At 70.0% G+C, this 13502-nt stretch carries 12 protein-coding genes, 3 tRNA genes and 1 pseudogene; 2 read left to right on the top strand and 14 right to left on the bottom strand.

Going from position 1 to position 13502, the window contains the following annotated elements:
* The first annotated feature begins 73 nt into the window (after nt 1-73).
* The gene (gene ndgR / locus ITI46_RS02815; protein WP_099884559.1) at nt 74-790 is read left to right on the top strand and encodes an IclR family transcriptional regulator NdgR; all 717 of its coding nucleotides are present in this window, start codon (nt 74-76) and stop codon (nt 788-790) included.
* Between the two features lie 335 nt (nt 791-1125).
* Here ndgR and ITI46_RS02810 read toward each other — a convergent pair whose 3' ends face one another.
* Entirely contained in the window at nt 1126-1611 is a 486-nt protein-coding gene (locus tag ITI46_RS02810) for a DUF4188 domain-containing protein (protein WP_209237747.1), read from the bottom strand.
* A gap of 140 nt (nt 1612-1751) precedes the next feature.
* Here ITI46_RS02810 and ITI46_RS02805 point away from each other — a divergent pair, with 140 nt between their 5' ends.
* Nucleotides 1752-2396 (top strand): MerR family transcriptional regulator, encoded by a 645-nt coding sequence (locus ITI46_RS02805; RefSeq protein ID WP_209237746.1) that lies wholly within the window; start codon nt 1752-1754, stop codon nt 2394-2396.
* 119 nt (nt 2397-2515) lie between these two features.
* On the opposite strand, the gene ITI46_RS02800 is transcribed toward ITI46_RS02805, so the two are convergent.
* From ITI46_RS02800 to ITI46_RS02740, 13 genes and pseudogenes are all read right to left on the bottom strand, one after another.
* A tRNA-Glu gene (locus tag ITI46_RS02800) sits at nt 2516-2588 on the bottom strand.
* A gap of 48 nt (nt 2589-2636) precedes the next feature.
* Nucleotides 2637-2709: transfer RNA gene (locus ITI46_RS02795), tRNA-Glu, on the bottom strand.
* Between the two features lie 45 nt (nt 2710-2754).
* Nucleotides 2755-2826, bottom strand: a tRNA-Gln gene (locus tag ITI46_RS02790).
* A gap of 164 nt (nt 2827-2990) precedes the next feature.
* Entirely contained in the window at nt 2991-4496 is a 1506-nt protein-coding gene (gene gltX, locus ITI46_RS02785) for a glutamate--tRNA ligase (RefSeq protein ID WP_209237745.1), read from the bottom strand.
* On the bottom strand, nt 4486-5271 hold the full coding sequence (locus ITI46_RS02780; RefSeq protein ID WP_209237744.1) for a fumarylacetoacetate hydrolase family protein: 786 nt from the start codon (nt 5269-5271) through the stop codon (nt 4486-4488). Before ITI46_RS02780 ends, gltX begins: the two co-directional genes overlap by 11 nt.
* 126 nt (nt 5272-5397) lie before the next feature.
* Complete coding sequence (locus ITI46_RS02775) at nt 5398-5994, bottom strand: GTP-binding protein (protein ID WP_079035522.1); 597 nt, start codon at nt 5992-5994, stop codon at nt 5398-5400.
* Nucleotides 5975-6742 (bottom strand): DUF742 domain-containing protein, encoded by a 768-nt coding sequence (locus ITI46_RS02770; RefSeq protein ID WP_209237743.1) that lies wholly within the window; start codon nt 6740-6742, stop codon nt 5975-5977. The genes ITI46_RS02775 and ITI46_RS02770 overlap by 20 nt, the downstream gene beginning before the upstream one ends.
* Nucleotides 6743-6837: 95 nt before the next feature.
* A complete protein-coding gene (locus ITI46_RS02765; protein WP_037785233.1) occupies nt 6838-7251 on the bottom strand; it encodes a roadblock/LC7 domain-containing protein in 414 nt (137 codons plus the stop codon).
* Nucleotides 7252-7261: 10 nt separating this feature from the next.
* A complete protein-coding gene (locus ITI46_RS02760; protein WP_307808038.1) occupies nt 7262-10318 on the bottom strand; it encodes a sensor histidine kinase in 3057 nt (1018 codons plus the stop codon).
* Between the two features lie 578 nt (nt 10319-10896).
* The gene (locus tag ITI46_RS02755) at nt 10897-11499 is read right to left on the bottom strand and encodes a GTP-binding protein (RefSeq protein WP_372451833.1); all 603 of its coding nucleotides are present in this window, start codon (nt 11497-11499) and stop codon (nt 10897-10899) included.
* Nucleotides 11500-11548: 49 nt separating this feature from the next.
* On the bottom strand, nt 11549-11962 hold the full coding sequence (locus ITI46_RS02750; RefSeq protein ID WP_209237741.1) for a DUF742 domain-containing protein: 414 nt from the start codon (nt 11960-11962) through the stop codon (nt 11549-11551).
* 67 nt (nt 11963-12029) lie between these two features.
* On the bottom strand, nt 12030-12443 hold the full coding sequence (locus ITI46_RS02745) for a roadblock/LC7 domain-containing protein (RefSeq protein WP_209237792.1): 414 nt from the start codon (nt 12441-12443) through the stop codon (nt 12030-12032).
* Nucleotides 12444-12452: 9 nt separating this feature from the next.
* Nucleotides 12453-13502, bottom strand: a pseudogene (locus ITI46_RS02740) (histidine kinase); the annotation flags it as partial.

Raw genomic sequence — 13502 nt, 5'->3', positions numbered from 1 at the left:
CGTCTCCCAAGGTTGGCGGGTCGCTGGGAAAATTGAACTTGCGTTTCACACTCTGAGACGTGAGTATCGACGCATGGACAACTCTAGCGGCGTCGGCGTTCTCGACAAGGCAGCTCTGGTACTGAGCGCTCTGGAGTCCGGTCCGGCCACCCTCGCCGGGCTGGTCTCAGCGACCGGTCTCGCGCGCCCCACGGCGCACCGGCTCGCGGTGGCTCTCGAGCACCACCGCATGGTGGCCCGCGACATGCAGGGCCGTTTCATCCTCGGCCCGCGGCTGGGCGAGCTCGCCGCAGCCGCGGGCGAGGACCGGCTGCTCGCGGCTGCGGGCCCGGTACTCACTCACCTACGCGATGTGACCGGCGAGAGCGCCCAGCTCTACCGGCGCCAGGGCGATATGCGCATCTGCGTCGCCGCCGCCGAACGCCTCTCCGGCCTGCGTGACACCGTGCCGGTCGGCTCCACGCTGCCGATGAAGGCGGGCTCCGCGGCACAGATCCTGATGGCCTGGGAGGAGCCCGAGCGGCTGCACCGCGGCCTCCAGGGCGCCCGGTTCACCGCCACCGCGCTCTCGGGCGTACGGCGCCGGGGCTGGGCCCAGTCGATCGGCGAGCGGGAGCCGGGCGTCGCCTCCGTCTCCGCGCCCGTACGCGGCCCCTCCAACCGCGTGGTGGCCGCCGTCTCCGTCTCCGGCCCCATCGAGCGGCTGACCCGCCACCCCGGCCGGATGCACGCGCAGGCCATCGTGGATGCCGCGGCCCGCCTCAGCGAATCGCTGCGCAGGCCCGGCTGAACAGTCCGGGCATGCGGTGCCCACGACGCCGGCCACCGCATGCCCGACTTGCTGCACACCAGGGGGCTCGCCCACCTGTTCCGCACGCCGGAGGGCTCGCCCTCCGGTTCCGCCGCCGTGGGGCCCCGGCGGTGTCCGCGCACCGGCGACCGGCGGCCTTCCTGTCGACCCGCTGTCCGGCGCCGAATGCCGCTGCAGGCCGTGGCACGATCTGCCCCGCTCCCCCGCACCTGGCGCGTACGGCGCCGTGCGACCTCGCAGCGAAACGCCGCCGCCGCGAAACCCCGTCCTACGGAGCGCCGCCCGCGACAAAGGGCGGACCCGCGTGCGATACGTCACGCCGCCGCTATCCGCTGGCGAGCCCGGTCGCCCCGGGTGGCGACCGGCGCCGAGCCGTACGCGGACGCGAGTCCGTATTCGGGCATGTCGACGTAGACGGACTCATAGCTGCCCGCCGGGACCCGGTAGGTCTCGTGCCAGACGCCCACGCTGCCCCGGCTCTTCTTGATCCGGCGGTTGAACGCAGTCCATGCGGGACGGTGCGCCTTGCCCTGGGCCACCGCGTAGTCGAAGAGCTGCTCCGTGGAGCGCCAGTACTGCACCACTGCGAACTCGCGCGGGCTGCTCACCACATAGCGGGCCGAGATCAGACCGCTGGAGTCGTCGGCGCCCAGTTCGCGCAGCATCCGGGGCATCGCCAGCAGCGCCGGCAGCCAACTGCGCACCGCTCGCAGCCGGTTGATCCGCATGCCGATCAGGAAGACGACCACCTCCCCGTCCGCGTCCGCCGTCCTGCGTCCCTCGATCACCTTGCTGCCCATGGAACCCCCCTCGGCCGTGCTGCCAACTGTGTCGGATAGTGACGCTATCCATGCTTAGATAGTGCCACTATCTCGAGCAAAGTGCCAGCGGGATACCGGCACGAGAGGCAAAGGAAGCAAGCACCGAGAGAGGAGCCCGAATGCGGCTGGCCGAGTTGAGCGCACGCAGCGGCGTCCCCACAGCCACGATCAAGTTCTATCTGCGCGAGGGACTGCTGCCTTCCGGCGAGCGGATCAGCGCCACTCAGGCCGACTACGGCGGGGAACACCTGCACAGGCTGCGGCTGGTGCGCGCGCTGATCCAAGTGGGCCGGATGCCGGTGGCCACGGCCCGCGAAGTGCTGGCCGCCGTCGACGACACCGAGCTCGATCAGCACTCCCGGCTGGGTATCGCTGCCTGGTCGCTCCCCGGGCCGGCGCAGGGACCGAATCCCGGTGAGGAGGACGACGCCGCCACACAGACCGCACGGCAGGAGATCGACGGTCTGCTGGAACACCTCGGGTGGGAAGAGTTCGGGCCCGGCACCCCCGCCTACGAGACGCTTCTGCACGCCGTCGCCACGCTCATCCGGCTCGGCTACCCCTGTGAGGCTCCTCATCTGCGGCGGTTGGCACAGATCGCGGCGCAGGTCGCCGAGGCGGATCTGGACCTGCTGGAGGGTCTGCCCAGTGAAGTCGAGCAGGTGGAGGCGAGCGTGGCGCTGACCGTGCTCTACGAGCCGGTGCTGCTGAGTCTGCGGCGGCTGGCGCAGGCGGAGGAGTCCGCGCGGCGGTTCGGCGGCTGAGACCCGGCGTATGCGGGACGAGCCCTCGGCGCGGAGCCCCACACAACCGAGCCCTCCACACCCGAGCCCGCACACGACTGAGCCCCCGCACCAAAAGTGCGGGGGCTCAGTGGATCGAGTACCCCCGACCGGATTCGAACCGGCGCTACCGCCTTGAGAGGGCGGCGTGCTAGGCCGCTACACAACGGGGGCCCTATCTGTGATTCCGGCCTCGGGCCTGCCGACCTCGGACGGAATCCGTACCCCCGACCGGATTCGAACCGGCGCTACCGCCTTGAGAGGGCGGCGTGCTAGGCCGCTACACAACGGGGGCTCGATCTCGCAGAACGTGAACAGAATGAACCGAACGCGGATCTTGCTGGGCTACCAGGACTCGAACCTAGACTAACTGAACCAGAATCAGTCGTGCTGCCAATTACACCATAGCCCACCGAAACGCAACCCCCTGTGGGGATTTTGTTTGGGTGGCCGCCTCCGGTTCCAGCCTTTGCGGCCTGCCCCGTTCGGCGACAGGAAGAACATTACCTGATGGCGGACGGTGCTCCAAAACGAGTTCCCGCTGCCCGCTGAGGGGCACCGTCCCCACCACAGCGGCTACGAACCGAGCTTGGCCAAGGCCGCGTCGATGCGTTCCAGAGTGCGGTTCTTGCCCAGGACCTGGAGGGATTCGAAGAGGGGCAGGCCGACGGTGCGGCCGGTGACCGCGACCCGGACCGGGGCCTGGGCCTTGCCCAGCTTGAGGCCGTGCTCCTCACCGGCGGCCAGGACGGCCTCCTTGAGGGCTTCCGGGGAGCTCCAGTCGGCGGTCTCCAGCTTGCCGCGTGCCGTGCGCAACAGGGCGTCCGAGCCCTCCTTCATCGCCTTCTGCCAGGACTTCTCGTCCTCCACCGGCCGGTCGAGGAAGAGGAAGTCGACGTTGTCGGTGATGTCGGCCAGCACGGTCAGCCGGGTCTGGGCCAGCGGGGCCAGTTCCTCGAACGCCTGCTGCGAGAAGTTCGCCTCGCCCCAGGGGGCGTGCGGGGCCTTCAGCCATGGCTCGCAGGCGGCGATGAAGTCCTTCAGCGGCATCTCCCGCAGATGCGTGGCGTTGATGGCCTCGCACTTCTTCAGGTCGAAGCGCGCCGGGTTGGAGTTGACCTCGTGGATGTCGAAGGCCGCGACCATCTCGTCCATGGAGAAGATGTCGCGGTCCTCGGCGATGGACCAGCCCAGCAGCGAGAGGTAGTTGAGCAGGCCGGCGGGGAGGAAGCCGCGCTCCCGGTAGAGGTTGAGGGAGGACTGCGGATCGCGCTTGGAGAGCTTCTTGTTGCCCTCGCCCATGACGTAGGGCAGATGGCCGAATTCCGGGATCCGCTTGGCGATGCCCAGCTCCATCAGCGCCTTGTACAGCGCGATCTGCCGCGGGGTGGAGGAGAGCAGGTCCTCGCCGCGCAGTACGTGCGTGATGTCCATCAACGCGTCGTCAACCGGGTTGACCAGCGTGTACAGCGGGGCGCCGTTGGTGCGCAGGATGCCGTAGTCGGTCACGTTCTCCGGCTGGAAGGTGATCTCGCCACGCACCAGGTCGGTGAAGGTGATCGGCTCGTCCGGCATCCGGAAGCGGACGACGTGGCTGCGGCCCTCGGCCTCGTAGGCGGCGATCTGTTCACCGGTCAGCTCGCGGCAGCGGCCGTCGTAGCCGGAGGGGCGGCCCTCCTTGCGGGCCTGTTCGCGGCGCTGTTCCAGCTCCTCGGCCGTGCAGTAGCAGGGGTAGGCGTAGCCGCCGTCCAGCAGCTTGCGCGCGACGTCCGCGTAGATGTCCATCCGCTGGGACTGGCGGTAGGGGCCGTGCGGGCCGTCCACCTCCGGGCCTTCGTCCCAGTCGAGGCCCAGCCAGCGCATCGCGTCCAGCAGCTGCTCGTAGGACTCCTCGGAGTCGCGCGCCGCGTCGGTGTCCTCGATGCGGAAGACCAGGGTGCCGCCGGTGTGCCGGGCGTACGCCCAGTTGAACAGGGCGGTACGGACCAGACCCACGTGGGGGTTACCGGTCGGTGAGGGACAGAAACGTACGCGGACATCCGTGCCCGCGGTCCCTTCCCTCCCGGAGAACTCAGTAGTCACGCTTGATCACCTTGTTGGTGAGAGTGCCGATTCCTTCGATGGTGACGGCGACCTCGTCGCCGACGTTCAGGGGGCCGACGCCCGCGGGCGTGCCGGTGAGGATGACGTCGCCGGGGAGCAGGGTCATGGCCTGGGTGATGTGGACGATCAGGTCCTCGATGGGCCGGATCATCTCGCTGGTGCGGCCCAGCTGGCGCTGTTCGCCGTTGACCGTGCACATGATGCCGACGTCCGCCGGGTCCAGCTCGGTCTCCGTCCAGGGGCCCAGCGGACAGGAGCCGTCGAAGCCCTTGGCGCGGGCCCACTGGTTCTCCGTGCGCTGCACATCACGCGCGGTGATGTCGTTGGCGCAGGTGTAGCCGAGGATGACGTCCTTGGCGCGTTCGCGCGGCACGTCCTTGCACAGCCGGCCGATGACCACGGCCAGCTCCGCCTCGTGGTGCAGCTCGTTGGAGAAGGACGGGTAGCCGATCGGGTCGTTGGGACCGATCACCGAGGTGGACGGCTTGAGGAAGGTGACCGGGAGCTCGGGCACCTCGTTGCCGAGCTCCTTGGCGTGTTCGGCGTAGTTCCTGCCGATGGCCACCACCTTGTTGGGCAGCGTGGGCGGCAGGATGCGGACCTTGCTCATGGGGAGCTTCTGGCCCGTGCGCTCGAACTCTGCGAAGGGGTGGCCCTTGATGATGTCGAGGACGGGGCCCTCGGGGGTTGAGGGCTCGCCCTCGACGACGCCGAAACCTACGGTTCCGTCCAGGGAGAATCTTGCGATGCGCACGGGGGTCCTTCGGTGCCGGTTCCAATGGCTGGGACCCCAGCGTATTCCACGGGGTGTGCCGGGCGGGGCGGGGTTGTCCGTGCCCCCTCCCCGCCGCTCCCGTTCCTTCGGGGCGGTGCCCCGCCGCTAGCGCAGCCGCGCCATCAACGCGTGCTCCACCAGCGTGATCAGCGCGCTCTTGGCGTCGGCGCGGTGGCGGGCGTCCGTGGTGATGATCGGGGCGTCCGGGCCGATCTGCAGGGCTTCGCGGACCTCTTCGGGCGAGTAGGGCTGGTGGCCGTCGAAGCCGTTGAGGGCGATCACGAACGGCAGCCCGCTGTTCTCGAAGTAGTCCACCGCGGGGAAGCAGTCCGCCAGCCGGCGGGTGTCCACCAGCACGACGGCGCCGATCGCGCCGCGCACCAGGTCGTCCCACATGAACCAGAACCGGTCCTGACCCGGCGTACCGAACAGATACAGGATCAGGTCCTGGTCCAGGGTGATACGGCCGAAGTCCATGGCCACCGTGGTGGTGGTCTTGTCCGCCGTGTGGGTCAGGTCGTCGATACCGGCCGAGGCAGAGGTCATCACGGCCTCGGTGCGCAGCGGGTTGATCTCCGAGACCGCACCGACGAAGGTCGTCTTGCCCACGCCGAATCCGCCGGCCACCACGATCTTCGCGGAGGTCGTCGAACGGGCTGTCGTACCCCCGACGGGCCCGGCGCTAGAGCTTCCGAAGTCCACTGAGCACCCTTTCGAGCAGTGTCACGTCTGGTTGACCGTCGGCGGTGGTCTCGTCACCGCCAGGCTGGTGGATGGCGACGAGTCCGGCCTCGGCCAGGTCGGCGACGAGGATCCGGGCGACGCCGAGCGGGATGGTCAGAAGTGCCGAGATCTCGGCAACCGACTTGATCTCGTAGCACAGGCGGCAGATCCGCTGGTGCTCCGGGAGCTGGCCCTGGAGCTGCGAGGTCTCCGCCGTGGTGTGCACCAGCGCCTCGATGGCGAGCTGGTAGCGGGGACGGGTCCGGCCACCCGTCATCGCGTACGGACGCACCAGCGGCTGCTGCGGCGGCGGGGACTGCTCGGCGGCGCGCTGGGTGCCTGCCGTGCTGTCCCCGGGCGCCGGCTGCACCGGCTGGATACGGGTCTGGGGGTTCTGCTGGTGTTGCGGCTGCCGCTGCGGGGGCGGCGCGCCGTGCGGCGGCTGCCCTCCCTGCTGCGGCTGGTGCGGAGGCCGGCCTCCGTGCTGCGGCTCGCCGCCGTGCTGCTGCGGCGCGGTGTGCTGCGGGTGCGTGCCGTGCTGCTGCCCGCCGGGCTGCTGGGGGTGCGGGCCGGCCGACCGCTGGACGTGCTCGCTCGGGGCCGAGGGGAAGTTGAAACGGTTCAGGAACGGCGCGTCCCCGCCCGGGGCCGCGGCCGACTGGACGTCCTGCGGCTGGTCGGCATGACCACTGCCGTACGACGACGGACCTCCTGGGGGCGTTGCCACGTTTCCTCCTCCGACTCACGGACATACGGCCGTTGCGCTCACGGCACCTTATGGCGCCCCGGCCGCGTTGCGCACCGCCACGGGACAGTTGTGCCCTAGTTGAGAAGACTGCCCTGCAGTTCCGCTCGCAGATCCGGGGTGAGGACCCCTCCGGCACGGTCGACCAGCAGCGCCATCTCGTACCCCACCAAGCCGATGTCGGCCTCGGGGTGCGCGAGGACGGCCAGCGAGGAGCCGTCGGAGATGGACATGATGAAGAGGAATCCCCGCTCCATCTCCACAACCGTCTGGTTGACCCCACCGCCCTCGAAGATCCTGGATGCGCCCGCCGTCAGCGAGGTGAGCCCCGAAGCGACCGCCGCCAGCTGGTCGGCGCGGTCCCGCGGGAAGCCCTCGGACATCGCGAGCAGGAGTCCGTCGGCGGAGACCACCACGGTGTGGGACACCCCGGGGGTGTTGTCCACGAAGTTGGTGATCAACCAGTTCAGGTTCTGCGCCGCCTGGCTCATCGGGCTCACACTAACGCTCCTGATCGTAGGTGCTGCCGGGGCCGAAGCCCTGTCGGTCATTCTGGTTGGCATCGCCCGCCGTGCGCCCCTGGCGCACGCCGCGGTGCAGGTTGCTCAGTCTGCCGCGCACGTCCTCGGGCGCGCGGGAGACCGAGGGGCCACCCCGCGGGCTGTCCTCCGCGGCGCCCGCGACCAGATTGGCCCTGGGCACCCGGCGCGGCAGTCCGGACGAGGTGACACCGCCGGACTGCGGGGCACGCAACTGACCCGCCTTGTTCCAGCGTTCGTCGTTCTCGCTCCACCGGTGGGTTCCGCTTTCCTCCTGCGACGGCTGTCCCGCGGACTCCCCGGCCGGGGCTTCCCAACCCTGTGCGGGGGCCTGATGCTGCGCTTCCGCATCCCCGTCCTGCTGCTGTCGCCCCGGGTCACGCCGCGGGAGGCCCGCTTCGGTCGTGGTGCGACTGCCGTTCGGGAGGGAACCCGGACGGTCGAAACCTACACGGTCAGCCTCCCCCTGGGGAACGCCAGGAGAAGATTCCGCTTCCAGCTGCGGCGAGGTGTACTCGCCCTCGTGGCCGGACTGTTGGTGCTGCGGGGGCTGCTGGCCGGCGGGGCCGTCGTAGGGCTGTCCGTAGCCCTGGCCGTATCCCGCGTCGAAGCCGCCGCCATAGCCGCCGGTGTACTGCTGCGCGGCGATCTCGCCGGTCCGCTCGTACCCGTCGTAGCCCTCATAGCCCTCGTACCGCTGCGGGTACGGATCGCTCTGCTGCTGGTACGGGTCGCCCTGCGGGTACGCGTCGTACGGCTGCTGCGCCTGCGGAGGGGAGTCCTGCCGCGGCTCCTGAGGGAGCTGGGCCTGGGGCTGCTCGGGCTGCGGCGGGGGTTGTTGCAGCGGCTGCTGCGGTTGCTGGGACTGTGGTGCCTCCAGCGCGGCGCGGCGCTCCTCGCGGAACCGCGAGCGGCCCACCGAGCCGAGCGGCAGGGACTGCTCGCCGGAGCCGTACTGCGAGTCGTCGAAGCCCAGTTCTGCGGCGGAGCGGGAGTCGAGCGCGCTGGGCTCGCGAGGCTGCTCGGGGACGATCCGGGAGACGGTGAAGTCCTCCTCGGAGTCCTCCTCCCCTCCCCCGCCGTGGGTGATGGCGTCGGGCAGCATCACCAGCGAGGTGGTGCCCGCCTGCTCGCCCGAGGGGCGCAGCTGGACGCGGATGCCGTGCCGGTCGGCGAGGCGGCCCACCACGAACAGGCCCATGCGCTGGGAGACGGCGGCGTCCACCGTCGGTGGGTTGGCCAGCTTGTGGTTGATGTCCGCGAAGTCCTCGGCGGTCAGACCGATGCCCTTGTCATGGATCTCGATCATCATCCGGCCGTCCGGCAGCCGGGTCGCGGTGACCCGCACCTTGCTCTGCGGCGAGGAGAACGACGCCGCGTTCTCCAGCAGCTCGGCGAGCAGATGGACGAGGTCGTTGACGACCTGGCCGTGGATCTCCGTTTCCGGGATGCCGCTGACCTCGATGCGGTCGTAGTGCTCCACCTCGGAGGATGCGGCGCGCAGGATGTCGACCAGCGGCACCGGCTCCGTCCACCGGCGGCCCGGCTCCTCACCGGCGAGGACCAGCAGGTTCTCGCCGTTGCGGCGCATACGGGTGGCGAGGTGGTCCATCCGGAACAGCTTCTCCAGCTGGTCCGGGTCCGCCTCGCTGTTCTCCATCTCCGTGACCAGCTCCAGCTGGCGCTCGATGAGGCCCTGGTTGCGGCGGGAGAGGTTGGTGAAGATCGCGTTGACGTTGCCGCGCAGCAACGCCTGTTCGGCTGCGAGCCGTACGGCCTCGCGGTGCACCTGGTCGAAGGCGCGGGCGACCTCGCCGATCTCGTCGCTGCTGATGATCGGGATGGGCTGGACGCGGGTGTCCACCCGGCCCGGCTCGGCACGCGAGAGCTGGTCGACCAGCATCGGCAGCCGCTGCTGGGCCACGTCGAAGGCGGCAGTGCGCAGCGTGCGCATGCTGCGGCTCATCGAGCGGGCCATCCGGCCCGCGATGACGAACGCCAGCAGCAGGGCGACCAGCACGATCGCCGAGTTCACCAGTGCGTTCCTGCGGGCGTCGGAGGCGATCTGCTCGGTCTCCCGGACCGCGTTGCGGGTCAGCTTCGACTCGACGGCACGGTAGGCGTCGAAGGTGCCGGTTGCGGTGGCGAAATAGGTCTCGGTGGTGATGCCCTTGGCGGCCAGCGATCGGGGGCCGGCTCCGGAGCCGATGGCCGCCACCATCTTGCCCATGGAGGGCGGCTGGACGAACTTCTTGCCCGTGGCCGCCGCGTGCTCCTTCGCGGCCTGGGCCTGCTGCCGGCCCAGCTGCTCGGCCTTGGCGGTCTCCTCCTTGAGCAGCCGCACGTCCTCAGGGCGCCCGCCGGAGGTGTACTCGCCCAGTGCGATGCGCTCCAGATAGCGGTAGGAGGCCAGCGCGGTCAGCTGGGACTTCTTGTCCTTGCGGGAGGAGCCGGGCTTGACCATCAGATGGGTGCCCAGCGACCGCTGAAGGGACTCGGCTGCCTTGGCCAGCGAGATGGCGTAGACGGTACGGCCGTAGGAGGTGACGTTTCCGGTGCCCAGCCCGAGCTCGTTGGCGAACTCCATCAGCGGGTGCTGGATGGTGACGTAAGCCTCTTCGGTCTGCACACCGGGCAGGTCCTTGGAGTACGCGGTCTCGCGGACCACCGGCAGCCGGGGCTCGACCTTCTCGAACGCGGCCAGCCGTCGCTTCAGCCCCGGGTTGTCCGGCAGATGGGAGGCGGCGCTCTTGAACTCCTTGGCGACCCGGTCGGTCGCGGCGCGGGCCTTGCGGACCTCGGGGTCGTTCTTCTGGCCCTTCAGCAGCGGCTCGGCGGTGTGGTCGCGCTCGTCGATCAGGGCGTTGCCGTAATTCGCTGCTGCCTCGACCAGTTCGGCCGTACGCTGGGCCTCCTTGGCGTCCTGCCAGGCGGAGATGTCGGACTGGACCTTGAAGCCGCCGAAGACGAGGGCGACGAGCACGGGTATGAGCAGGATCGCGTTCAGCCGGGTGGGCACGCGCCAGTTGCGCGCCGACCACCGGCTGCCGGTGCCGACCGCGGGCGGCGGCTGGGAAGCGGAGGCATACGGACCGCGCGGTGCGGCAGGACGCTGCGGAGGGGTGAAGTTGCCCCTCGACCCCGCAGAGCCCTCTCGCGCGGAACCCTCTGCTGCCGGTCCCGACGTACCCCTGGTCGTTCGCCTCACTCGACTTCTCACCTCTCGGTGCGCGGCGCCCCCTGACAGCCTGCGCCTGCGCTACTGCTGAGTTCAGGGAATTCCAGCACGTCACGACCGCTCCCTCCAAACAGTTGACGCATTACGGAGGGCGAGGAGAGACCAGGAAACCGGTCCGCGGAAAAACGGGCATTGGGGCCTTGCGGCGCCAAATGGACCGGGATTCGTACGCAGAGTGAGACGTTCCGCGCGCCCGCCGTGTTCACGTGGGCGTAATTCTCTGTCGAAACGTTATGAACGTGAGGCCGTCACGGTTCCCGGGCATGGCGAAAAACACAGCCTCCCCGGGGGCGCGGTTCTCTGCCGCGTCACGGCCCTCGGGGCGGCTGCGCCGCTGCCGGTGGGGACGGTCCGCCGCACTACTTGAGGCGGGCCAGCAGCGCGTGTTCCACCAGTGTGATCAGCCCGCTCTTGGCCTCGGCACGCTGCCGTGCGTCCGTGGTGATGATGGGGGTGTCGGGGCCGATCTGAAGGGCCTCGCGTACTTCCTCCGGCGAATAGGGCTGGTGACCGTCGAAGCCGTTGAGAGCGATGACGAACGGCAGCCCGCTGTTCTCGAAGTAGTCCACCGCAGGGAAGCAGTCCGCCAGCCGGCGGGTGTCCACCAGCACCACCGCGCCGATGGCGCCGCGCACCAGGTCGTCCCACATGAACCAGAACCGGTCCTGACCCGGCGTACCGAACAGATACAGGATCAGATCGTCATCGAGGGTGATACGGCCGAAGTCCATCGCCACCGTGGTGGTGGTCTTGCCCGCCGTGTGGCTCAGATCGTCGATACCGGCCGAGGCAGAGGTCATCACGGCCTCGGTGCGCAGCGGGTTGATCTCCGAGACCGCACCGACGAAGGTCGTCTTGCCCACGCCGAAGCCACCGGCCACCACGATCTTCGCGGAGGTCGTCGCGCGCCCGGCCGCCGGCGTGCCGTAACCCTGCTGGCCGGCCTGTCCCATGGAACCCATCGGTCCCACCGGCGGGTTCGGCTGACGCCCGGCGGGGTCCATCTGCGGGCTAGAGCTTACGAAGTCCACTGAGCACCCTTTCCAGCAACGTCACGTCGGGGGCGCCGCCCGGGTCCGAGGCGCTGCCCGGCTGGTGGATGGCCACCATCCCGGCCTCGGCGAGGTCGGCGACGAGAATGCGGGCCACCCCGAGCGGGATGGCGAGCAGCGCGGAAATCTCCGCGACCGATTTGACCTCCTGGCACAGGTGGCAGATGCGCTGGTGCTCCGGCAGCAGCCCCTGCAGCTGCATCGGATCCGCGTTGCTGCTCACCAGGGCCTCTATGGCGAGCTGATAGCGCGGCCGGGTCCGGCCACCCGTCATGGCGTAGGGACGCACCAGTGGCTGGTCGCCCTCACCACCGTACGGCGCATGGGCATTGTGCACACCGTACGGATCGTGCGAAGCGGGCGGCGGGGTCATGGCTCCTCCGAGCGAGGCATGGGGTCGGCGAACGGACTGTGGTGCTCAGGTGGGGGGAGCGTGATGATCAGTTGAGAATGCTTCCCTGCAGTTCCGCGCGTACGTCTGGAGTGAGTACGCTTCCTGCACGGTCCACCAGGAGCGCCATCTCGTAGCCGATGAGGCCGATGTCTGCCTCGGGGTGGGCGAGGACGGCGAGCGAGGAGCCGTCGGAGATGGACATGATGAAGAGGAACCCTCTCTCCATCTCCACCACCGTCTGGTTGACCGCACCACCCTCGAAAATGCGGGAAGCTCCCGCGGTCAGCGACGTGAGCCCCGAGGCAACCGCTGCCAGCTGATCGGCGCGGTCCCGCGGGAAGCCCTCCGACATGGCCAGAAGCAGGCCGTCGGCGGAGACCACCACCGTGTGCGACACCCCGGGGGTGTTCTCCACGAAGTTGGTGATCAACCAGTTCAGATTCTGCGCAGCCTGGCTCATCGGACTCAACTAACGCTCCTGCTGATAGGTGGGACCCGCACCGCGGTTGTCCGTACCGGCCTGTCGGCCCTGCTGGATACCGCGGCGGAGATTGGTCAGCCGACCACGCACGTCGTCCGGCGCACGGGAGACCTGAGGACCGGACTGTGCGGAGGACTGCTGCTGCGCCGTGCCCGCGACAAGGTTGGCGCGGGGCACCCGGCGAGGCAGACCCGAGGTCGTCACTCCGCCGGCTGCGGGCTGGCGAAGCTGTTCGGCTTGCCGCCAGCGCTCGTCGTTGGGTGAGGCTCCCCAGCCGGCGTCGGGAGCGGCACCGCTCTGGCCCGTCTCTCCGGCGCTGCCCTGCGCCCCCTGCCGCTGGGGCAGTGGCGGGACGGCCGAGGCGGGCTGACCCGGGCGCGGGGTCGCCGCCTGGGACGGCTGCCGGCCGGGACCCTCCGCTCCGGTGCCGGCACCGATGCTTTCCGGGCCGGCGCCGGGCGTCTGCTCGGGCTGGTCCTGCCCCTGCTGCGACGGCGCGTGCGGGGTGGGCCGGCCCGGCTCGGGCCGGCCGGGACCGCGGAACCAGTTGGACTCCATGGACGCGAAGATCGGCGTCGGGGCGTCCGCCGGGGCCGGCGGGACGGAGGGGATGCCCTCGGCCGGGTCCATGCCCTGCTGATGGCGGGAGTCCTGGCCGCCACCCGGGTAGCCGGGGGCGGCGTACTCGCCGGTGCCCTCGGGCTCGTCGTGGCCGCGCGGGGTGTCCTCGTCACCGGGGCTCTGCTCGGGCCTGGCCCAACTCGGGCGGCTCTCACCGTCCGAGGCGCGGGCCGGTGCCGGACCCTCGAAGGAGGGGCGGGCGAACTGGGTGGTGTCGCCGGGGCCGCCGCCTGCCTGGGGGCGGGCGAACTGCCCGGTGTGCCCGGGGCCGTCGGGGCTGCCGGACTGTGCGTATTCGCCGGTGTCGGCGGGGCCGTCCGGGGTGATCCGGGGAATCTCACTGGTACTGCCCGGACCCTCCGACGGCGAACCCGGATACGCGTACTCCCCCGTCCCAGAAGAGCCACCCTGCGAACC

Origin of the sequence: Streptomyces oryzae (assembly GCF_017676365.1) — a bacterium.
In the GTDB taxonomy this organism is placed as follows: Bacteria; Actinomycetota; Actinomycetes; order Streptomycetales; family Streptomycetaceae; genus Streptomyces; species Streptomyces oryzae.
The sequence above is the reverse complement of the archived record's forward strand: the minus strand, read 5'-3'. Positions and strand labels throughout refer to the sequence as shown.